This is a genomic window from Pseudomonas sp. GW822-FHT05A08 (assembly GCF_058800485.1).
The window spans coordinates 643,260-662,158 of record NZ_CM179511.1 but is presented as its reverse complement, the minus strand read 5'-3'; the positions used below and the strand labels follow the sequence as shown (position 1 = coordinate 662,158).

19 protein-coding genes and 1 tRNA gene are annotated in these 18,899 nt (G+C 63.4%); 12 read left to right on the top strand and 8 right to left on the bottom strand.

The window, feature by feature from the left end; all coding sequences use genetic code 11:
* Positions 1 to 39 precede the first annotated feature (39 nt).
* The 6 genes from hisF to AC3RCP_RS02995 all read right to left on the bottom strand — a co-directional run bounded on the left by hisF (position 40) and on the right by AC3RCP_RS02995 (position 5,230).
* Entirely contained in the window at positions 40 to 810 is a 771-nt protein-coding gene (hisF, locus tag AC3RCP_RS03020) for an imidazole glycerol phosphate synthase subunit HisF (RefSeq protein WP_007921812.1), read from the bottom strand.
* 85 nt (positions 811 to 895) lie between these two features.
* Positions 896 to 1,645 (bottom strand): 1-(5-phosphoribosyl)-5-[(5-phosphoribosylamino)methylideneamino]imidazole-4-carboxamide isomerase, encoded by a 750-nt coding sequence (gene hisA, locus AC3RCP_RS03015; protein WP_087089691.1) that lies wholly within the window; start codon positions 1,643 to 1,645, stop codon positions 896 to 898.
* A gap of 101 nt (positions 1,646 to 1,746) precedes the next feature.
* The gene (locus AC3RCP_RS03010) at positions 1,747 to 2,004 is read right to left on the bottom strand and encodes a DUF2164 domain-containing protein (protein WP_009041757.1); all 258 of its coding nucleotides are present in this window, start codon (positions 2,002 to 2,004) and stop codon (positions 1,747 to 1,749) included.
* A complete protein-coding gene (gene hisH, locus AC3RCP_RS03005; RefSeq protein WP_053259308.1) occupies positions 2,005 to 2,643 on the bottom strand; it encodes an imidazole glycerol phosphate synthase subunit HisH in 639 nt (212 codons plus the stop codon). It abuts the gene before it with no gap.
* A complete protein-coding gene (hisB, locus tag AC3RCP_RS03000) occupies positions 2,643 to 3,236 on the bottom strand; it encodes an imidazoleglycerol-phosphate dehydratase HisB (protein ID WP_007921806.1) in 594 nt (197 codons plus the stop codon). The genes hisH and hisB overlap by 1 nt, the downstream gene beginning before the upstream one ends.
* A 332-nt stretch (positions 3,237 to 3,568) precedes the next feature.
* Complete coding sequence (locus tag AC3RCP_RS02995) at positions 3,569 to 5,230, bottom strand: OFA family MFS transporter (RefSeq protein ID WP_087089685.1); 1,662 nt, start codon at positions 5,228 to 5,230, stop codon at positions 3,569 to 3,571.
* Between the two features lie 378 nt (positions 5,231 to 5,608).
* Here AC3RCP_RS02995 and AC3RCP_RS02990 point away from each other — a divergent pair, with 378 nt between their 5' ends.
* The 5 genes from AC3RCP_RS02990 (at position 5,609) to AC3RCP_RS02970 (ending at position 9,828) form a co-directional block, all read left to right on the top strand.
* Positions 5,609 to 6,019, top strand: a complete 411-nt coding sequence (locus AC3RCP_RS02990) for an acetyl-CoA sensor PanZ family protein (RefSeq protein WP_007921802.1) — start codon at positions 5,609 to 5,611, stop codon at positions 6,017 to 6,019.
* A gap of 68 nt (positions 6,020 to 6,087) precedes the next feature.
* Positions 6,088 to 8,316, top strand: a complete 2,229-nt coding sequence (locus tag AC3RCP_RS02985; protein ID WP_062823946.1) for an AsmA family protein — start codon at positions 6,088 to 6,090, stop codon at positions 8,314 to 8,316.
* Positions 8,313 to 9,380: an A/G-specific adenine glycosylase gene (gene mutY / locus AC3RCP_RS02980; protein ID WP_492571674.1), complete on the top strand. Its 1,068-nt coding sequence runs from the start codon at positions 8,313 to 8,315 to the stop codon at positions 9,378 to 9,380. The genes AC3RCP_RS02985 and mutY overlap by 4 nt, the downstream gene beginning before the upstream one ends.
* Positions 9,377 to 9,649, top strand: a complete 273-nt coding sequence (locus tag AC3RCP_RS02975; RefSeq protein ID WP_007921798.1) for an oxidative damage protection protein — start codon at positions 9,377 to 9,379, stop codon at positions 9,647 to 9,649. Before mutY ends, AC3RCP_RS02975 begins: the two co-directional genes overlap by 4 nt.
* 103 nt (positions 9,650 to 9,752) lie before the next feature.
* Positions 9,753 to 9,828 (top strand) — tRNA-Phe (locus AC3RCP_RS02970).
* An 88-nt stretch (positions 9,829 to 9,916) separates the two neighbouring features.
* Here AC3RCP_RS02970 and AC3RCP_RS02965 read toward each other — a convergent pair.
* On the bottom strand, positions 9,917 to 10,375 hold the full coding sequence (locus AC3RCP_RS02965; protein WP_492571675.1) for a carboxypeptidase regulatory-like domain-containing protein: 459 nt from the start codon (positions 10,373 to 10,375) through the stop codon (positions 9,917 to 9,919).
* Between the two features lie 365 nt (positions 10,376 to 10,740).
* Here AC3RCP_RS02965 and AC3RCP_RS02960 point away from each other — a divergent pair, with 365 nt between their 5' ends.
* Together AC3RCP_RS02960 and AC3RCP_RS02955 are read left to right on the top strand one after the other, a co-directional pair.
* Positions 10,741 to 11,709 (top strand): alpha/beta hydrolase family protein, encoded by a 969-nt coding sequence (locus AC3RCP_RS02960; protein ID WP_101336584.1) that lies wholly within the window; start codon positions 10,741 to 10,743, stop codon positions 11,707 to 11,709.
* A gap of 103 nt (positions 11,710 to 11,812) precedes the next feature.
* A complete protein-coding gene (locus tag AC3RCP_RS02955; protein WP_492571676.1) occupies positions 11,813 to 12,211 on the top strand; it encodes a hypothetical protein in 399 nt (132 codons plus the stop codon).
* 223 nt (positions 12,212 to 12,434) lie between these two features.
* Here the strand turns inward: AC3RCP_RS02955 and gabP are convergent, their stop codons facing one another.
* The gene (gene gabP / locus AC3RCP_RS02950; protein ID WP_101336583.1) at positions 12,435 to 13,832 is read right to left on the bottom strand and encodes a GABA permease; all 1,398 of its coding nucleotides are present in this window, start codon (positions 13,830 to 13,832) and stop codon (positions 12,435 to 12,437) included.
* Between the two features lie 554 nt (positions 13,833 to 14,386).
* Here gabP and AC3RCP_RS02945 point away from each other — a divergent pair.
* From AC3RCP_RS02945 to AC3RCP_RS02925, 5 genes are all read left to right on the top strand, one after another.
* Positions 14,387 to 15,160, top strand: coding sequence for an ABC transporter ATP-binding protein (locus AC3RCP_RS02945; RefSeq protein ID WP_007922616.1), 774 nt, complete (start codon positions 14,387 to 14,389; stop codon positions 15,158 to 15,160).
* Positions 15,161 to 15,173: 13 nt separating this feature from the next.
* Entirely contained in the window at positions 15,174 to 15,929 is a 756-nt protein-coding gene (locus tag AC3RCP_RS02940) for an ABC transporter substrate-binding protein (RefSeq protein ID WP_101336582.1), read from the top strand.
* Between the two features lie 78 nt (positions 15,930 to 16,007).
* Positions 16,008 to 16,703 (top strand): ABC transporter permease, encoded by a 696-nt coding sequence (locus tag AC3RCP_RS02935; RefSeq protein WP_087089666.1) that lies wholly within the window; start codon positions 16,008 to 16,010, stop codon positions 16,701 to 16,703.
* Positions 16,700 to 17,389 carry an ABC transporter permease gene (locus AC3RCP_RS02930; protein WP_007922607.1) on the top strand — a complete coding sequence of 230 codons (690 nt, stop codon included), beginning with the start codon at positions 16,700 to 16,702 and terminating at the stop codon, positions 17,387 to 17,389. Before AC3RCP_RS02935 ends, AC3RCP_RS02930 begins: the two co-directional genes overlap by 4 nt.
* Positions 17,390 to 17,474: 85 nt before the next feature.
* Positions 17,475 to 18,686 (top strand): methyltransferase, encoded by a 1,212-nt coding sequence (locus AC3RCP_RS02925; RefSeq protein WP_492571677.1) that lies wholly within the window; start codon positions 17,475 to 17,477, stop codon positions 18,684 to 18,686.
* The last annotated feature ends 213 nt before the right edge of the window (positions 18,687 to 18,899 follow it).

Genomic DNA, 18,899 nt, shown 5'->3' with positions numbered 1-18,899 from the left:
TGCCCAAGAGTGCCGCGAGCCCGCCATGCTGTCCAGTGGCTACCGCACGACGATGCCGCGGTGCGCCATATAAGCCTTGGCTTCCGGAACCGTGTACTCGCCGAAGTGGAAGATGCTCGCCGCCAGTACCGCGCTGGCGTGGCCTTCGAGGATGCCGTCGGCCAGGTGCTGCAGGTTGCCGACCCCGCCCGAGGCGATCACCGGAATGCCCAGGGCATCGCTGATGGCGCGGGTCACACCCAGGTCGAAGCCGTTCTTCATGCCGTCCTGGTCCATGCTGGTCAGCAGGATCTCGCCGGCGCCCAGGCCTTCCATCTTCTTCGCCCACTCCACCGCGTCCAGCCCGGTAGGCTTGCGCCCACCGTGGGTGAAGATCTCCCAGCGCGGGGTTTCGCCCGGCCCGGAAACCTTCTTCGCATCGATGGCGACGACGATGCACTGCGAGCCGAAATGCTGCGCCGCTTCGCCGACGAACTCGGGGTTGAACACCGCCGCGGTGTTGATCGAGACCTTGTCCGCCCCGGCATTGAGCAGGTTGCGGATGTCCTGCACGGTGCGCACGCCACCGCCCACGGTCAGCGGGATGAACACCTGGCTGGCCATGCGCTCGACGGTATGCAGCGTGGTGTCGCGGCCATCGACGCTGGCGGTGATGTCGAGAAAGGTAATCTCGTCCGCGCCCTGCTCGTCGTAGCGACGGGCAATTTCCACCGGGTCGCCGGCATCGCGGATGTTCTCGAACTTGACGCCCTTGACCACCCGGCCGTTGTCGACATCGAGGCAGGGAATTATGCGTTTGGCTAAAGCCATGGTTAATCCTCGAGTTGCAAGCTTCAAGCTTCAAGCTGCAAGAAAGAGCGGATCGCGTTCACGCTCCTGACTTGCAGCTTGCAGCTTACGACTTGGAGCTGGCCGCGTAGCCATCACAAAATGCTTGAGCCTCTGCCACATCCAGCGTGCCCTCATAAATCGCGCGGCCGGTGATGGCGCCAATGATCCCCGGAGCCTTGGCATCCAGCAGGGCCTTGATGTCGCCCAGGTTGTGGATGCCGCCGGAAGCGATCACCGGAATCTTGGTGGCAGCGGCCAGGGCGGCGGTGAAGGGTACGTTGCAGCCCTGCATCATGCCGTCTTTGGCGATGTCGGTATAAACGATGGCGGACACGCCGTCGGCTTCGAAGCGCTTGGCCAGGTCGATGACCTGCACGCTGCTGACCTCGGCCCAGCCGTCGGTGGCGACGAAGCCGTCCTTGGCGTCCAGGCCGACGATCACCTTACCCGGGAAGGCGCGGCAGGCTTGCGCAACGAACTCCGGCTCTTTCACCGCCTTGGTGCCGATGATCACGTAGCTCACGCCAGCCTTGACGTAGTGCTCGATGGTTTCCAGCGAGCGGATGCCACCACCGATCTGGATCGGCAGGTTCGGGTAGCGCTTGGCGATGGCGGTGACCACTTCGCCGTTGACCGGCTGGCCTTCGAAGGCGCCGTTCAGGTCGACCAGATGCAGACGGCGGCAGCCGCCCTCCACCCACTTGGCAGCCATGCTCACCGGGTCATCGGAGAACACCGTGGAATCTTCCATGCGGCCCTGGCGCAGACGTACACAGGCACCGTCTTTAAGATCGATAGCGGGGATAATCAGCATGCTTTTTCCTTCGTCAAAAGAGCGGCAAGCTGCAAGCGACAAGCTGCAAGCATGCGGTGTACCAATTCTTGCAGCTTGAAGCTTGCGGCTTGCAGCTGCTCCTAATTTTTTTCGAGCGCCCACAGGTCGCTTTCGATGCTTTCGAACCGCTCTTTGAGCTGGGCCTGCACATCGAAAATCGCCCTGTTGTAATAGTGCGGAGCAATTTCGCGGGTAAACAGTTCAAGAATCTCGGCCGCCTCGAACGAACCCAGGTCGAGCTCGAAACGATCTGCCATGAAGCGCTGGATCTTGTGATTGGCCTCACTCTCCTGCTCGGGCGTGAGGGTCAGGATCGGCGCCTTCTTCTTGACCGCCATTTACCAGCGACCGTCCCACGCCGCGAAGTTCTGCAGCAATTGCAGGCCATGGGTATGGCTTTTCTCCGGGTGGAACTGCACGGCGAAGCGCGAGCCCTCGGCCAGTGCCGCGGCGAAATCGACGCCGTAGTGGCCGCTACCGACCACCTGCCGCGCGTTGCCGGCGGCGATGTAGTAGCTGTGCACGAAGTAGAAACGCGCCAGGTCCGGGATGTTGTGCCACAGCGGGTGGCTCACCGCCTGTTTCACTTCGTTCCAGCCCATGTGCGGGACTTTCAGGTGCTCGCCGTCCTCATGCAGGCCCTTGCCGAAGAACTTCACCTGGCCGGGGAACAGGCCGATGCAGTCGACGCCGTCGTTCTCTTCGCTGCGGTCGAGCAAGGCTTGCATGCCCACGCAGATGCCGAGGAACGGACGGTCCTGGCTGACTTCACGCACCAGCGCGTCGAAGCCCAGGCGACGGATCTCCGCCATGCAGTCGCGAATCGCGCCGACGCCGGGGAAGACCACCCGGTCGGCTTCGCGAATCACATTGGCATCGCTGGTGATCAGCACCTTGCCGGCGCCAACGTGCTCGAGGGCCTTGGCCACCGAGTGCAGGTTGCCCATGCCGTAATCGATAACCGCGACCGTCTGCATTACAGCACGCCCTTGGTGGAAGGCATCTGCCCGGCCATGCGGTCATCCAGCTCCACGGCCATGCGCAGCGCGCGGCCGAAAGCCTTGAACACGGTTTCGATCTGGTGGTGGGTGTTGTGCCCACGCAGGTTGTCGATGTGCAGGGTGACGTTGGCGTGGTTGACGAAGCCCTGGAAGAATTCCTGGAACAGGTCGACATCGAAGCCGCCCACGGTGGCGCGGGTGTAAGGCACGTGCATCTGCAGGCCAGGGCGGCCGGAGAAGTCGATCACCACGCGCGACAGCGCTTCATCGAGCGGCACATAGGCGTGGCCGTAGCGACGGATACCCTTCTTGTCGCCGATGGCTTTGGTGAAGGCCTGACCCAGGGTGATACCGACATCCTCCACGGTGTGGTGGTCGTCGATATGCAAGTCGCCTTTGCTTTCGATATCCAGGTCGATCAGCCCGTGACGGGCGATCTGGTCCAGCATGTGCTCAAGGAAGGGAACCCCGATATCGAATCGGGCCTTTCCGGTGCCATCCAGGTTGATCGAGGCTTTGATCTGGGTTTCCAGAGTGTCGCGCTCGACGGACGCCTTACGTTCGGCCATCACCAGCTCCGCAAAATCATTGGGCGAAAAAGGCGATCATTATAGGCCGGACGGCGGCTAAACAGGAACACGCAGGACAAGATCCTGACGGGCTGAAGCCAATAAAGCCGGGGCTGTACCTGTCATGACAAGCAATATGAAATCGATGGCCGCTACCGAAGCCTCCCGAAAACCCACGGCCGATCGCAAATCTTCTGTAGGAGCGAGGCTTGCCCGCGAACAGGATCGCGCGGTGCATCAGGTATACCCCGCTATCGTTCGCTCATCGCGAGCAAGCCTCGCTCCTACAGAAAAAGGTCGATGCGCCTGGCAGCAGTACCAGGCGCAATCACTTAGTGGAACAACACCGCGGTCTTCTGCAGGGTGACCCACACGCCCCACGCCAGCGGAATACCCACCACCAGCCAGGCGGCGACCGCCAGCGGCACGCTGCCGGACGAGGCCTTCCACTCCAGCACGGTGGTGCTGTCCGCGCCCTTGTCATGGCCCAGCGCCTGTTCGGCGGCCAGCTCGGCGTCGCTCATGAAGTACTTGTCGGCCACCGGACGCACCAGCAGGTTGCACAGGAAACCCAGCACCAGCAGGCCGGCGAGGATGTACAGGGTGATGTCGTAGGCCGCGGCACGCTCGACGCCGATGCTCAGCTGATATTCACGCAGGTAGTTCACCAGCACCGGACCCAGTACACCCGCCGCCGCCCAGGCGGTCAGCAGGCGACCGTGGATCGCGCCCACCATCTGGGTGCCGAACAGGTCCGCCAGGTAGGCCGGAACCGTGGCGAAACCGCCGCCGTACATCGACAGGATGATGCAGAACGCCGCCACGAACAGCGCGACATTGCCCAGGTGCCCGAGGTTCGGGATCAGCGCGTACAGGGCAAAGCCCAGGGCGAAGAACACGAAGTAGGTGTTCTTGCGTCCCAGGTAGTCGGAGAACGACGCCCAGAAGAAGCGGCCACCGATGTTGAACAGGCTCAGCAGGCCGGTGAAGCCGGCGGCGATCGCGGCGATCGACGCCAGTTGCGAGGCGTCCAGCTGACCGAAGGCCAGCTCATTGCCCAGCAGCTTGCCGGCGAAGACTTCCTGCAACAGCGGCGAAGCCATGCCGAGGATGCCGATACCCGCGGAAACGTTCAGGCACAGCACCAGCCATACCAGGCGAAACTGCGGGGTTTTCCAGGCCACGTTCACATGCACGTGACGGTGGGTGATCATCGCGTTCGCGGCTTTTTTCGCCGGCGGGGTCCAGCCCTCGGGCTTCCAGCCGGTCGGCGGCACGCGGTACGACAGCGCACCACCGATCATGAACACGAAGTAGATCGCCGCCATCACCAGGAAGCTCTGCCAGACGCCGACGCCGGTTGGCGAAGCGAAATGGCTCATCAGTGCCGCCGCCAATGGCGCACCGACCATCGCGCCACCGCCGAAGCCCATGATCGCCATGCCGGTGGCCATGCCGCGCTTGTCCGGGAACCATTTGATCAGGGTCGACACCGGCGAAATGTAACCCAGGCCCAGGCCGATACCGCCGATCACGCCGGAGCCGAGCCACATCAGCCAGATCTGGTGGGTATAGATACCCAGCGCCGAAATCAGCAGGCCGCCGCACCAGCACAGCGCCGACACCACACCGGCCTTGCGCGGGCCGGCGTGTTCCAGCCAGCCGCCCCAGATCGCCGCAGAGCAGCCGAGGAAGATGAAGAACAGGGTGTAGATCCAGCCGAGCATCGAGATCGGCCAATCGCACTGGGACGAAAAGACCTGAGCGATAAAGCTCATGTCCGGGGCGCAAGCCACCGGGGCGGTCACGCCCAGGGCCTTGGACAGCGGCAACCAGAACACCGAGAAGCCGTAGGCCATGCCGATGCACAGGTGGATGGCCAGAGCGGCCGGTGGAACCAGCCAACGGTTGAAACCGGGCTTGGCGATGATGCGTTCTTTGGACAAGAACGCCGGCTGGGCGGCAATCGCGCCCGCCTCGGTGCTAGTGCTCATGAGTGTTTCCCCCAATTATTGGAATTATTCGCCGGCCACTCTCCACTCACGACCTTTGCACGCAGACGTGGCCGTTTTATCGAGCGAAGCTCCATAGAGTGCGACTTTTGGTCGCGGAAGGGCAGATGAACTGCGAGAGATTACCATTTGCTCGTGACAGAAAAAGCAAACTGCCATCACCTTTTCAGCGTCATCTGCTCCGAAAGACGGCAATAACGCTGCTGTAGGAGCCAGGCTTGCCGGCGATGGGTGTTATGCGGTGTGTCAGGCAGAACGCTTCGCGGGCAAGCCTCGCTCCTACAGAAGCCTGCCCCTCGCCAGCCCGCGCGCTGCTCTCGATAATGGCCAGCCATTCCTTCGCTCTGCACAGGATTCCCCATGCCCATCGTTGTCGAGTCGCTGAAACAAGCCAGCTATCAGGATCAACAGGACCTGCAGAAGATCTACCGCGACGCCCCGCCCTGGTTGTTCGCGCCGCAGCGCGACGATATGGAACTGATCGAGACCGCCCTGGGCGACGGCAGCCTGATCGCCGGGCGCTTCAACGACCGTCTGCTGGGCGCCGCCCGCCTGCAACGGCACCAAGACGTCTGGCACCTGTCCCAATTGTGTGTGCGCAAGATCACCCGGCGTCGCGGCGTGGCCGAGCGACTGGTGAGCGAAGCCCGGACAATGGCCGCCCGGCACGGCGCCACCTTGCGCCTGCTGGCCCCCGCCGGGCACCTCGAAGCCCAGGCGCTGGCGGCCAAGCTGCAGATACCGCTGGATGTGCTGCAAAGCGATCAGTGACCAGTGGCCAGGTCCGGGGCGTTATACTCCCCGGCTAAATTCGAATTCGACACTACAAGGACTCGCCCATGAAAGCGTTCGGCAAAATCCTGGGTCTGGTACTTCTCGGGCTGTTGCTGATCATCGTGGCTCTCGGCTTCGCCCTGACTCACCTGTTTGATCCCAACGACTACAAAGAAGAAATTCGCCAGATAGCCCGCGACAAGGCCCACATCGAGCTGACGCTCAATGGCGATATCGGCTGGAGCCTGTTCCCCTGGCTCGGCCTCGAACTGCATGAGGCCGGCGTCGCCACCCTGGCCAACCCGACCCAGCCGTTCGCCGATCTGCAGATGCTCGGTTTGTCGGTCCGCGTGCTGCCGCTGCTGCGCCGCGAAGTGCAGATGAGCGATGTGCGTGTCGAAGGCCTGAACCTGCGCCTGACCCGCAACAAGGATGGCCACGGCAACTGGGAAGACATCGGCAAGGTCGCCCCCGCCGACAAGCAGGCCGCAACCCCGGCCACCAGCACCGGCGAAACCACAACCACGACCCCGGCCACCACGGAAAAACCGGCGCAGCCGATCCGCCTGGATATCGACAGCCTGACCGTGAACAACGCCCGGGTGGAATACAACGACGAGCAGAGCGGCAAGCAGTTCACCGCCGAAAGCATCCAACTGAGCACCGGCCCGATCCACGAAGCGACCAATACCCCGGTCAAGCTCACCGCCTTCCTCGCCAGCACCCAGCCGGCCGTGCGCGTGCGCACCGAGTTGAAGGGCGAGCTGCGCTTCGACCGCGTCCTCAAGCGCTACCAGTTCGAAGACATGAAACTGTCCGGCGAAGCCGCCGGCGATCCGCTGCAAGGCAAGACCCTGACCTTCGCCGCCCAGGGCCAGCTGCTGCTGGACAAGGCCGCCAACGTCGCCGAATGGAACAGCCTGAAGCTCTCGCTCAACCAGCTGCGCGCCATCGGCGAGCTCAAGGTCAACGACCTGGACAAGACCCCGCAGCTCAACGGCGGCATTTCCATCGCCCAGTTCGACCTGGCCAAGTTCGTCGACAGCATTGGGCAGACCCTGCCGGCCATGGCCGAAGGCAGCCTGAGCAAGGTCGAGCTGGTCAGCCGCCTGTCCGCCACGCCGAACAGCATCGCCCTGGAAAACATCAACCTGAAACTCGACGACAGCAGCTTCAGCGGCCGCCTGGCGGTCGAAGACCTGGCCAAGCAATCGCTGCGCGCCCAGCTCAAGGCCGACACCTTCGACGTCGACCGCTACCTGCCGCCGAAGTCCGCCGAAGCCAACAGCGCCGCGGTCGCGCGCAAGGCCGAAGTACAGAGCAGCGAAGCCAGCGCCGTCGCCGGGGCCGGCAACTCGCCGCTGCCGGACGCGCCGACCAAGGGCGCCTGGAGCACCGAGCGCCTGCTGCCGGTGGAACGCCTGAGCAAGCTGGATGTGGACGCCGACCTGAGCTTCGGCCAGTTGACCCTGGACAAGCTGCCGATTCAGAACGCCACGCTCAAGGCCAACGGCCAGGGCGGCCTGCTGAAACTCGAAGGCCTGCGCGGCGAGCTGTACAACGGCAGCTTCGAAGCCAACGGCAACCTCGACGTGCGCCAGCCAACGCCGCAGTTGAGCCTGCAGACCAGGATCAACCGGGTACCGGTGGAGCGCATCCTGGAAAGCCAGGGGCAGACCCCGCCGGTCAAGGGCCTGGTGACCCTCGACAGCAACCTGACCAGCAGCGGCAACAGCCAGAAAGCGCTGGTCGACGGCCTCAACGGCAACGCCAGCTTCGTCGTCAACAACGGCGTGCTGCTCAATGCCAACCTCGAACAGCAAGTGTGCCAAGGCATCGCCACGCTGAACCGCAAGACCTTGAGCAGCGAGCCGCGGGGCAAGGACACACCCTTCCAGGAACTCAAGGGCAACCTGACCCTGCGCAACGGCGTGGCCAGCAACCCGGACCTGAAAGTGCGCATCCCGGGCATGAGCGTCAAAGGCAATGGCGACATCGACCTGCGCGTACTGGGCATGGATTATCGCGTTGGCATCGTCGTCGAAGGCGACAAGAGCGACATGCCGGACCCGGCCTGCCAGGTCGGCGAGCGTTTTGTCGGCATCGAACTGCCGCTGCGCTGCCGCGGCCCGCTGGAACTGGGCGCCAAGGCCTGCCGCCTGGACCGCGACGGCCTGGGCCAGGTCGCGGCCAAGCTGGCCGGCGATCGCCTCAGCGAAAAACTCGATGAGAAGCTGGGCGACAAGGTCAGCCCGGAACTGAAAAACGCGCTCAAAGGGCTGTTCAAACGATGAGGGCCGAGCAGTTCGCACCGGCGGTACTGGACTGGTACGACCGCCATGGCCGCCATGACCTGCCCTGGCAGCAGGAGATCAACCCGTATCGGGTATGGGTCTCGGAAATCATGTTGCAGCAGACCCAGGTCAGCACCGTGCTCAACTACTTCGACCGGTTCATGGCCTCGCTGCCGACGGTCCAGGCCCTGGCCGCCGCGCCGGAAGACGAAGTGCTGCACCTGTGGACCGGCCTGGGTTACTACACCCGCGCGCGCAACCTGCAAAAGACCGCGAAGATCGTGGTCGCCGAGCATGGCGGCGAGTTTCCCCGCGACGTGGAAAAACTCACCGAACTGCCGGGCATCGGCCTGTCCACCGCCGGCGCCATCGCCAGCATCAGCATGGGCCTGCGCGCGCCGATCCTCGACGGTAACGTCAAGCGGGTGCTGGCGCGCTTTACCGCGCAGGAGGGCTACCCGGGCGAACCCAGGGTGGCCAAGCAGCTGTGGGCCGCGGCCGAGCGCTTCACCCCGCAGACCCGGGTGAACCATTACACCCAGGCGATGATGGACCTGGGCGCCACCCTCTGTACCCGGAGCAAACCCAGCTGCCTGCTGTGCCCCCTGGAAAGAGGCTGCGAAGCGCACATGCTGGGCCTGGAAACCCGCTACCCGATTCCCAAGCCACGCAAGACGGTCCCGCAGAAACGCACGCTGATGCCGATGCTGGCCAACCACGAAGGCGCCATTCTGCTGTACCGCCGGCCCTCCAGCGGCCTGTGGGGCGGTTTGTGGAGCCTGCCGGAGCTGGACGACCTGGCGGACCTGGAACACCTGGCTTCGCAGCACTCGCTGGAGCTGGGCAAGCAACAGGAAATGCCCGGGCTGGTGCACACCTTCAGTCACTTCCAGCTGGCCATCGAGCCCTGGCTGGTGCAGGTCCAGGCATCTACCCATCACGTGGCCGAGGCCGACTGGCTCTGGTATAACCTCGCCACCCCGCCGCGCCTGGGCCTTGCCGCCCCGGTGAAAAAGCTGCTCAAACGCGCGGCCGACGTATTGAACGCAGGAGAGTTGCAATGACCCGCACCGTAATGTGCCGCAAGTACAAAGAACAATTGCCGGGCCTGGAGCGTCCTCCGTACCCGGGTGCCAAGGGCCAGGAGATTTTCGAGCACGTGTCGGCCAAGGCCTGGGCCGACTGGCAGAAACACCAGACCCTGCTGATCAACGAAAAACGCCTGAACATGATGAACGCCGAAGACCGCAAATACTTGCAGGGCGAGATGGACAAGTTCTTCTCCGGCGAGGAATACGCCAAGGCCGACGGCTACGTGCCGCCGTCCGAGTAATTGCGCTCAAATCGGGGCGGGAACGTAAGCGGCGGTAATAATTAAACTTTTTTTCAAAACTTGCTTGACGCCCCCCCGAAAAACCCGTTTAATGCGCCCCGTTGCCCAGATAGCTCAGTCGGTAGAGCAGGGGATTGAAAATCCCCGTGTCGGCGGTTCGATTCCGTCTCTGGGCACCACTAATACCGAAACCCCTGAATCGCAAGATTCAGGGGTTTTTTATTGCCTGCGATTTGATGCGCCTGTTTTCAGCATTGCAGCCTTCACTCAATAACCTTCATTCCAATGCAGGTTGAGGTCGCGAATGCCCGCCACTTTCATATCCACCGCGCTGCGCTCGGTACGCCCGCCACGGGTGGCGACAACCTGGTACTTGCCGGCCGGCAGTTGCACAAAGACGATGGGGCCCACCTGATTCAGGGTCAGGACCGGCTGCCCTTGCGGGTTCTGGATCGCCAGGTCGACATCCGAGGTGTATTTGTTTTCCGGGCCGACGGAAAAGGTCATGTGCAGGTTGTACCCCTTGGTCTGCAAGAGCGCCCGCGATTCGTCCAGGCCGATACCGCCGGACAGATAGGTAATGCCGTTCTGCTGCTGAGGTTCCAGCTGCACGCCCGCCGGGTCGATGGGTTCGTTGCTGGGGGTGGCGGACTGTACGCTGAACGGCGCGAGTGACAGGAACGCCGCGAGAACGCCTGTTACGACACACAAGTAAAAGGACTTCATGATGAGCACTCCCGGGTTCGTCTCGAACCACTGAATGGGAACGCCACCGCCAAGAGCCCAGCCCCAGAACGGCGGCGTCCGGGTCTCCCCTTTTCATCTTGAATAGCCCAGCTACGCCTCAGGCAAACGATGCTCGAATGAACAGCCCGTAAGCGTCATGCATCCGTGATCGCCCCCAGGCCCTGATATTCAGTGTACGCCCCGATACCAGGCCGTTTAGATCGATTCGGTGTGATGCTTTTAACCAAAAGTACCTAGCAGCGGCGCCAATCCTGACGGTTGCCACGGAGCGGACAAGGCGGTTATTAATGCTTGCACCTAAAAAGAGCCGACACGCCTTTTCGCCCGCAAAGGAATACGCGCCGATGACCGTGCAATCCCCACCCTCGCCCCTGCACCCGGCCAGCACCGTGACCAGCAGCCCCGGCACGGCTTTCCGCGAGCCTGCCGCCGATGGCTTTATCCTGGGTGGTTTCACCTGGCGCCATGCCGAACCGGACCCCGCACGCCCGGTGGTGATCATCAATGCCGCCACCTCCGTGCGTTGTCGGCACTATTCGCGGTTCGCCGATTACCTGTTCAGCCATGGCCTCGACGTCATCATCTACGACTACCGCGGCATCGGCGAGTCGCGGCCGGCCTCGATGCGCAAGTTGAAGGCGTCCTGGTCGGACTGGGGCAGCCTGGACTTCGAAGCCATGCTGCAACGCGCACAGCGGGAATTCCCCGGCCAGCCCATCGACGTGGTCGGGCACAGCTTCGGCGGCTGCGCGGCAGGGCTGGGCGCATCCGGGCAGTTGATCCGCCGCGTGGTGACAGTGGGCGCGCAGTTCGCCTACTGGCGCGACTACGCCCCGGAAAGCCGCTGGCGCATGCTGGGCAAATGGCATGTCGTGATGCCGCTGCTGACGGCGATTTACGGCTACTTCCCCGGCAAGCGCCTGGGCTGGCTGGAGGACACCCCCGCCGGCGTGGTGCGCGACTGGGCCACGCCCACCGCGCACTATCAACGGCGGCCCAGCGGGCGCCACCTGGCGCGCCGGGATCCGGCGCTCCCCTTCGCCCGGGTCAAGGCGCAACTGCTGGCCATCAGCATCAGCGACGACCCTTACGGCACCGTGCCGGCCATCGAGCGCCTGCTGGGCTACTTCACCGCCAGCCAGCGCAGCCATTGGCGCATCGAACCCGAGGACATCGGCGAGCGGGAAGTCGGGCACTTCGCGTTTTTCCGCAGCCATTACCAGGACCGCCTGTGGCCGATCGCCCTGGCCTGGCTGCAACACGCCACATTGCCCAGCGACACCCCGGGACGCCTGATCAGCGGTAGCCGTTGAGCGTGCCAGGCAGCGCATTTACTGGCATCCTCTGCCGCCTGAAAGCCAGGCCGGACACTGTATCCATCCCTGGCCCCCTCTTTGCGCAAAAGGTACGACGCCCATGGCATCTGCGAACAAGCAACACAAAAGAGCCCAGCGGGCGAAAACCAAGGCCAAGCAGAACCGCACCCAGCGTAACGCCGCGCCAGTGGAACTGGACCCGAACGACGACCGCATCGACTTCGAATCAGTGGACCTGACCGAGCTGTTCAAGAAGATGATCGACGCCGAGAAGATCAGCCAGCAGGCGATGTGCGCGGCGTTCCTGGAAGACCCGCTGCTGGAGATCGTCTACGAGCAGGAAGGCGAGGAAGGCGCCATGGACTTCATCCTCGCCGCCCTGATCGAGTACCGCCAGTGGTCCACCGAGAGCGACGAGGCCGGCGCCCTGGCCTGGATCGAAAGCCCGGAGTTCCAGGCCGCCTACCTGGCCGCCTCGGAAGCCCTGATGCAGAAATAAGCCTCAACACAATCTGTAGCCGCTGGCGCAGCCTGCGGCTACAGCGCGCCCTGCATGACCCTCACTGCTGCGTCGAATGTTCAATCGTCATCGCGGGCAAGCCTCGCTCCTACGGATCACCTTCATCTGTAGGAGCGAGGCTTGCCCGCGAAAGCCTCGGTACAGGCCATAAAAAAGGCCGCTGTCAGCACTGACAGCGGCCTTTTTCGTTACCGGGAAAAACTCAGGCGCGGCTCAATACACCGGCCGCCTGCTTCTCCAGCTTGCGCCGACGCGCAACCAGCAGGCCCGCCGCGATCACGACGATGCTCAGCAGGCCGGTGGCGACGATCTCCATACGGTGCCCTTCCTGGAACAGCATGATGGTCAGTACCCCGACGATGAACACGATCACCGCGTAGGTCAGGCCCGGGAACAGCCACATGCGGAAGGCGATCTTCTCGCCGGCCGCCGTGCGTTTCTGGCGCATGCGCAGCTGCGATACCGCGATCACCAGGTACACCAGCAAGGCAATGGCGCCGGAACTGGCCAACAGGAAATTGAACACCGCGGCGGGTGCCACGTAGTTGGCGAATACCGCGAGGAAGGCGGCTGCGGTGGACAGGATCACCGCCCAGTAAGGCGTGCCGCTAGTGTTGGTGCGCTTGGCCGCGGCCGGGGCGTCGCCGCGCTTGCCCAGGGAGAACAGCATGCGCGAGGCGGTGTAGAGCGCCGAGTTCAGGCAGCTGGTCACCGCCACCAGCACCACCAGATCGACAATCAGCTTGGCGTTGGGGATGCCCATGCGGTCGAGCACGGTCTGGTAGGAACCGACCTGGGCCAGGCTCGGGTCATTCCATGGCACCAGCGACACGACGATAAAGATCGACACCAGGTAGAACAGGCCGATCCGCCAGATCACCGAATTGGTGGCCTTGCTGATCTGCTGGCCCGGGTTCTTCGATTCGGCGGCGGCGATGGTGACGATCTCGGTGCCCATGAACGAGAACATGGTGGTCAGCATGGCGGCGAGTACCGCGCCCATGCCGTTGGGCAAAAAGCCCTGGGTATCGAACAGGTGCGAGACGCCGCTGACATTGCTGGTCGGCAGCAGGCCGAAGATCGCCAGCAGGCCGAGCACCACGAAGCCGATGATCGCCACGACCTTGATCAGGGCGAACCAGAACTCGAACTCACCGTAGTTCTTCACGCTGAACAGGTTGGTCGCGGTCAGCAGCAAGGTGATCACCAGGGTGAACGCCCAGATCGCTATATCAGGGAACCAGGCATGCAGGATGGTCGCGGCGGCGTTGGCCTCCAGCGGAATCACCAGCACCCAGAACCACCAGTACAGCCAGCCGATGGTGAAACCGGCCCAGTGGCCGATGGCGCGGTCGGCATAAGTCGAGAAGGAACCCGTGTCCGGCGAGGCGACGGCCATTTCGGCCAGCATGCGCATCACCAGCACCACCAGGGTGCCCGCGGCCGCATAGGCCAGCAGCACGGCAGGGCCGGCTTCGGCGATGGCGTGGCCGGAACCGACGAACAGCCCGGCGCCGATTACCCCGGCGATCGACAGCATGGTGACATGCCGCGGTTTGAGCCCCTGTTCGAGGTCATTGGAGGTCTGCGTACTGCTCATTGAAACTACCTTTGCGAAGAAAGCGAAAGCGTCCACCCGGCCTGGATATTCTTTCTCGTAAAAAGAATCCAACAGGACGTTCTTTATTTCTTACGCAAGATTTGCGCCAAAATGTTACAGGCTCCCAGCCGGCGCGGCCTGCGAAGGCGACCGACGGATGAGCGCAAGTCCTTGAGATTAATGGCCTTGCGCCAGAACGTTACCGCACCACCCATTTGTAGAACGAAGCAGCGCACCAGAAACACACACAAAAAGTGTGCGACGCACAAATAGAGGGCGGATACGCAACCTTTGGCCGTTTTACCCTTCCAACACCTGGCCAAAGCTGGCACCATCGCGCCTTTTTTTACGCGACACCCGCTGGGAACAGGGTTCAAACGGGCGTTCGGTTGTTGACGGGGCGACAGTCTGCTGTGCCGATGCGACAACCTGTCACACGCCGTCTGCTTACACCCTGAAGCGCTGTTGGCTGTCATTCGAACGCTATGCTAGGTTGGCGCCTCGCCAGAAAAGCCGCTACCAGCAGGAGCGCAATGAACTCATGAGGACCGCACATGGCTGAGGCCACGCCCGCGCTTGAAATCCGCAACTTGCACAAACGGTACGGCTCGCTGGAGGTACTCAAGGGTGTCTCGCTGACCGCACGCGACGGCGATGTGATCTCGATCCTGGGTTCCTCCGGTTCCGGCAAGTCCACCTTCCTGCGTTGCATCAACCTCCTGGAAAACCCGCACCAGGGCCAGATCCTGGTGGCCGGTGAAGAACTCAAGCTCAAGGCCGCCAAGAACGGCGAACTGGTTGCCGCCGACGGCAAGCAGATCAACCGCCTGCGCAGCGAAATCGGCTTCGTGTTCCAGAACTTCAACCTCTGGCCGCACATGAGCGTGCTCGACAACATCATCGAGGCGCCGCGCCGGGTGCTCGGCCAGAGCAAGGCCGAAGCCATCGAAGTGGCCGAAGCGCTGCTGGCCAAGGTCGGCATCGCCGACAAGCGCCACGCCTACCCGGCCCAGCTCTCCGGCGGCCAGCAGCAACGCGCCGCCATCGCCCGCACCCTGGCGATGCAGCCCAAAGTCATCCTGTTCGACGAGCCGACCTCGGCACTGGACCCGGAAATGGTCCAGGAAGTGCTCAACGTGATCCGCGCCCTGGCCGAAGAAGGCCGGACCATGCTGCTGGTCACCCACGAAATGGGCTTTGCCCGTCAGGTCTCCAGTGAAGTGGTGTTCCTGCACCAGGGCCTGGTGGAAGAGCAAGGATCGCCACAGCAGGTGTTCGAGAACCCGCTTTCGGCACGCTGCAAACAATTCATGTCCAGCAACCGCTAACGGAGCAACACGCATGCAGAGCTATAAGAAATTCCTCCTGGCCGCTGCCGCCACTCTGGTGTTCTCGGCCAATGCGATGGCCGCCGACAAACTGAAGATGGGCATCGAGGCGGCCTACCCGCCGTTCAACAACAAGGATGCCAGCGGCCAGGTCGTCGGTTTCGACAAAGACGTCGGCGATGCCCTGTGCGCCAAGATGAAAGTCGAGTGCGAAGTGGTCACCTCCGACTGGGACGGCATCATCCCGGCCCTGAACGCCAAGAAGTTCGACTTCCTGATCTCCTCGATGTCGATCACCGACGAGCGCAAGCAGGCGGTGGATTTCACCGACCCGTACTACTCCAACAAGCTGCAGTTCATCGCGCCTAAAGACAAGGCCGACTTCAAGACCGACAAGGCTTCCCTCAAGGGCAAGATCATCGGTGCGCAGCGCGCCACCCTGGCCGGCACCTGGCTGGAAGACAACCTGGGCGACGACATCACCATCAAGCTCTACGACACCCAGGAAAACGCCTTCCTCGACCTGACGTCCGGCCGCCTGGACGCGATCCTGGCCGACAAGTACGTCAACTACGAGTGGCTCAAAAGCGAAGCGGGCAAGCCTTACGAGTTCAAGGGCGACCCGGTTGAAGAAAGCGACAAGATCGGCATCGCCGTGCGCAAGAACGATCCGATCCGCGAGAAGCTCAACGCCGCCCTGAAGGAAATCGTGGCCGACGGCACCTACAAGAAGATCAACGACAAGTACTTCCCGTTCAGCATCTACTGATACTGACTGGCCTGCCCGGCGCCCTTCCCCGAGGGTGCCGGTCCTTAGCAAAGCCTGCCGTGACTTGAATAACCATCCATGAATATCGATCTCTACGGATTCGGCCCGGCGCTTGCCGCTGGCGCGCTGATGACCGTCAAGCTGGCTCTTTCGGCGCTGTGCCTGGGGCTGGTGCTCGGCCTGCTCGGCGCCTTGGCCAAGACTTCCCCGTACAAGCCGCTGCAATGGCTTGGCGGCACCTATTCGACCCTGGTGCGCGGCGTTCCCGAACTGCTCTGGGTGCTGCTGATCTACTTCGGCACCGTCAACCTGATGCGCGCCCTGGGTGAGTTCTTCGGCAACCCGGAGCTGGAACTCAACGCCTTCGCCGCCGGGGTCATCGCCCTCGGCCTGTGCTTCGGCGCCTACGCCACCGAAGTGTTCCGTGGCGCGATCCTCGCCATCCCCAAGGGCCATCGTGAGGCCGGCGTGGCCCTGGGCCTGTCGAAATGGCGGATCTTCACCAGGCTGATCATGCCGCAGATGTGGCGCATCGCCCTGCCGGGCCTGGGCAACCTGTTCATGATCCTGATGAAGGACACCGCTCTGGTGTCGGTGATCGGCCTGGAAGAAATCATGCGTCACTCGCAGATCGCCGTGACCGTGTCCAAGCAACCTTTCACCTTCTATATGGTGGCGGCCTTCATGTACCTGGGCCTGACCGTGCTGGCCATGACCGGCATGCATTTCCTGGAAAAACGCGCCGCTCGCGGCTTCGCGAGGAGCGCTTCATGAACTGGGAAGTGATCATCAAGTGGCTGCCCAAGCTGGCCCAGGGCGCCACGCTGACCCTGGAACTGGTGGCCATCGCGGTCATCGCCGGCCTGCTGCTGGCCATTCCGCTGGGCATCGCCCGCTCGTCGCGCCTGTGGTACGTGCGCGCCCTGCCCTATGCCTACATTTTCTTCTTCCGCGGCACGCCGCTGCTGGTGCAGCTGTTCCTGGTCTACTACGGCCTGGCGCAGTTCGACGCAGTGCGTAACAGCGCGATGTGGCCGTACCTGCGCGATCCGTTCTGGTGCGCCACCGCCACCATGACCCTGCACACCGCGGCCTATATCGCCGAGATCCTGCGCGGGGCGATCCAGGCCATCCCGCCGGGCGAGATCGAAGCGGCGCGGGCCCTGGGCATGTCCAAGCCCAAGGCGCTGTTCTACATCATCCTGCCCCGGGCGGCGCGCATCGGCCTGCCGGCCTACAGCAACGAAGTGATCCTGATGCTCAAGGCCAGCGCCCTGGCCAGCACCGTGACCCTGCTGGAACTGACCGGCATGGCCCGCACCATCATCGCCCGCACCTACCTGCCGGTGGAGATCTTCTTCGCCGCCGGGGTGTTCTACCTGCTGATGTCCTATGTGCTGGTGCAAGGCTTCAAGCTGCTGGAACGCTGGCTGCGCGTCGAGCAATGCCAAGGCCGCTGAACCGTTCGCTCCTACCGGCGCCCCGCTAACCTGTAGGAGCGAGCCTTGCTCGCGATCGCCCTCCCCAGACACCGCCGAGCCCAGCATGCCCTCCATCCTCCAAGGCCCCGAACTCCTCAGCCGCTTCCAGGCCCTGGACCGCTTCCTGCTGGACCATCAATCGCTCTGGCGCCCACGCCCCTTCACCGAGCCGCAGCTGCCCTGGGAAGCCCGACACCGCGAACTCGCCCAGTGGCTGCGCCAGCGCAGCCTGGACGATGCCGAGGTCAGCCATAACCACCCAGAACGGCTCGATGCTCCCGCGCCCTTCCCCGATCTGGCGCGGACCGCCGCCGCGCTCGGTGCCGTGGCCGAGCTGCCGATGCACGAGGTGCCAGCCGCCCGCCAGCGCCTCAACGTCGATGTGCCCGGGCGCAAATGGCAGCAGATCGAAGCCTTCGCCGCCTGCCTGGAATTCACCCAGGCACCCGGCCACTGGCTGGACTGGTGTTCGGGCAAGGGCCATCTCGGCCGCCGCCTGCTGCAACCCGGGCAACGGCTGACCTGCCTGGAATACGACCCGGCGCTGGTCGCCAGCGGCCGGCAGTTGAGCGAACACCATCGGCTGCCGGCCAGCCACCTGCAGCAGGACGTACTCGCCGCCGACGCCGCTGCCTGCCTGAGCGCCGAACACACCCCGGTGGCCCTGCACGCCTGCGGCGACCTGCATGTACGCCTGATGCAACTGGCCAGCGAACGCGGCTGCCGCCAGCTGGCTATCGCGCCCTGCTGCTACAACCGCATCAGCCACGCCGAGTACCAGCCGCTCTCCGGCCCGGCCAAGGGCTCGGCGCTGCAACTGTCCCTCGACGACCTGGGCCTGCCCCTGAACGAGACCGTCACGGCCGGCGCCCGGGTGCGCCGCCAACGCGACAGCTCCATGGCCCGCCGCCTGGCCTTCGACCTGCTGCAACGCCGGCTGCGCGGGGTCGACGAATACCTGCCCACCCCGTCGCTGCCCGCCAGCTGGCTGGACAAACCCTTCGCCGGCTACTGCCGCAACCTGGCGGCCCTCAAGGACTTACCCACAGTCGGTTCGCAGGACTGGCCGGCGCTGGAAGCCGCCGGCTGGCAGCGCCTGGCCCAGGTCCGCAACCTGGAGCTGCTGCGCGGCCTGTTTCGCCGGCCCTTGGAGCTGTGGCTGGTGCTCGATCGCGGGCTGTTTTTGCAGGAACAGGGTTACCGCGTGCAACTGGGCCTGTTCTGCCCGGCACCGCTCACCCCACGCAACCTGATGCTGCTGGCGGAACGTGGATAAGTTGGATCCATCATCCTATCCAGCCTGTGGATAACTCTGTTGATGAAATCCCGCCAAAGCCGCTGAAAGCGCCTGCTACAGCCTCAATACAGAGCTGGTCATTTTTTGTTCATAAAAATAAATCAGCGAAAAAACAGCCAGTTGCGGCGAGTTGAGAACGGATCCACAAAATCAGCGAAAACAGCCGCGCGACAGCCATCGATTGTGCATAAG

Excerpts from the sequence above, each read along its gene's own strand:
- gabP (WP_101336583.1), bottom strand. The coding sequence starts at position 13,832 with ATGAGCAGTACGCAGACCTCCAATGACCTCGAACAGGGGCTCAAACCG.
- AC3RCP_RS02935 (WP_087089666.1), top strand. The coding sequence starts at position 16,008 with ATGAATATCGATCTCTACGGATTCGGCCCGGCGCTTGCCGCTGGCGCG.
- AC3RCP_RS02960 (WP_101336584.1), top strand. The coding sequence starts at position 10,741 with ATGACCGTGCAATCCCCACCCTCGCCCCTGCACCCGGCCAGCACCGTG.
- AC3RCP_RS02995 (WP_087089685.1), bottom strand. The coding sequence starts at position 5,230 with ATGAGCACTAGCACCGAGGCGGGCGCGATTGCCGCCCAGCCGGCGTTC.
- hisF (WP_007921812.1), bottom strand. The coding sequence starts at position 810 with ATGGCTTTAGCCAAACGCATAATTCCCTGCCTCGATGTCGACAACGGC.
- AC3RCP_RS02945 (WP_007922616.1), top strand. The coding sequence starts at position 14,387 with ATGGCTGAGGCCACGCCCGCGCTTGAAATCCGCAACTTGCACAAACGG.
- AC3RCP_RS03010 (WP_009041757.1), bottom strand. The coding sequence starts at position 2,004 with ATGGCGGTCAAGAAGAAGGCGCCGATCCTGACCCTCACGCCCGAGCAG.
- AC3RCP_RS02975 (WP_007921798.1), top strand. The coding sequence starts at position 9,377 with ATGACCCGCACCGTAATGTGCCGCAAGTACAAAGAACAATTGCCGGGC.
- hisB (WP_007921806.1), bottom strand. The coding sequence starts at position 3,236 with ATGGCCGAACGTAAGGCGTCCGTCGAGCGCGACACTCTGGAAACCCAG.
- hisA (WP_087089691.1), bottom strand. The coding sequence starts at position 1,645 with ATGCTGATTATCCCCGCTATCGATCTTAAAGACGGTGCCTGTGTACGT.
- hisH (WP_053259308.1), bottom strand. The coding sequence starts at position 2,643 with ATGCAGACGGTCGCGGTTATCGATTACGGCATGGGCAACCTGCACTCG.
- AC3RCP_RS02925 (WP_492571677.1), top strand. The coding sequence starts at position 17,475 with ATGCCCTCCATCCTCCAAGGCCCCGAACTCCTCAGCCGCTTCCAGGCC.
- AC3RCP_RS02955 (WP_492571676.1), top strand. The coding sequence starts at position 11,813 with ATGGCATCTGCGAACAAGCAACACAAAAGAGCCCAGCGGGCGAAAACC.
- mutY (WP_492571674.1), top strand. The coding sequence starts at position 8,313 with ATGAGGGCCGAGCAGTTCGCACCGGCGGTACTGGACTGGTACGACCGC.
- AC3RCP_RS02930 (WP_007922607.1), top strand. The coding sequence starts at position 16,700 with ATGAACTGGGAAGTGATCATCAAGTGGCTGCCCAAGCTGGCCCAGGGC.
- AC3RCP_RS02985 (WP_062823946.1), top strand. The coding sequence starts at position 6,088 with ATGAAAGCGTTCGGCAAAATCCTGGGTCTGGTACTTCTCGGGCTGTTG.
- AC3RCP_RS02990 (WP_007921802.1), top strand. The coding sequence starts at position 5,609 with ATGCCCATCGTTGTCGAGTCGCTGAAACAAGCCAGCTATCAGGATCAA.
- AC3RCP_RS02940 (WP_101336582.1), top strand. The coding sequence starts at position 15,174 with ATGCAGAGCTATAAGAAATTCCTCCTGGCCGCTGCCGCCACTCTGGTG.
- AC3RCP_RS02965 (WP_492571675.1), bottom strand. The coding sequence starts at position 10,375 with ATGAAGTCCTTTTACTTGTGTGTCGTAACAGGCGTTCTCGCGGCGTTC.